The sequence below is a fragment of the Neisseria sp. P0021.S007 genome, assembly GCF_051956855.1.
In genome coordinates, this window is record NZ_JBQCXA010001484.1 from 1 (window position 1) to 474 (window position 474).

The 474-nt window shown below is 48.3% G+C and carries 1 protein-coding gene; it reads right to left on the reverse strand.

The window, feature by feature from the left end; genetic code table 11:
- Positions 1–70 precede the first annotated feature (70 nt).
- The coding region (locus tag ACTHUR_RS19830; protein ID WP_440400506.1) for a TolC family protein at positions 71–474 on the reverse strand (404 nt) is incomplete at its 5' end.

A 474-nucleotide genomic window follows, 5' to 3' on the forward strand; every position in this document is an offset into this window, starting at 1 on the left:
GCCATATAACAAAAAGGCCGTCTGAAACCCAAATGTTTCAGACGGCCTTTTAATCTTAGCAGGCAAATACTTATTCGGCAGCTTTGGTTTCGCGTTTCAAACCGCCGCCAAGTGCTTTATACAAGTCGGCAAGATTTTCCAAACGGGTCAGCTGATTAGCCAAAAGAGCAGTTTCTGCACTGTAATTGCTACGCTCGGCATCCAGCAAATCCAATGCGCTGGATACACCATGTTTGTAGCGCAGGCTGATGAGGCGCAGGCTGTCGTTGTAGGCGCGGCTTTGTTTGCTCAAAGCGTCATAGCTTTTATCCAGCTGTTCGCGTGCAATCAACGCATTGGAAACGTCTTTGAATGCAGATTGAACAGCGGCTTCATAAGCAACGATTTGTGCCTGTTGGCGCAGTTTGGCTACGTCAAGATTGGCTTTGTTTGTGCCCCAGTCAAAGATAGGCAGGGTGATGGACGGTGCAAAAG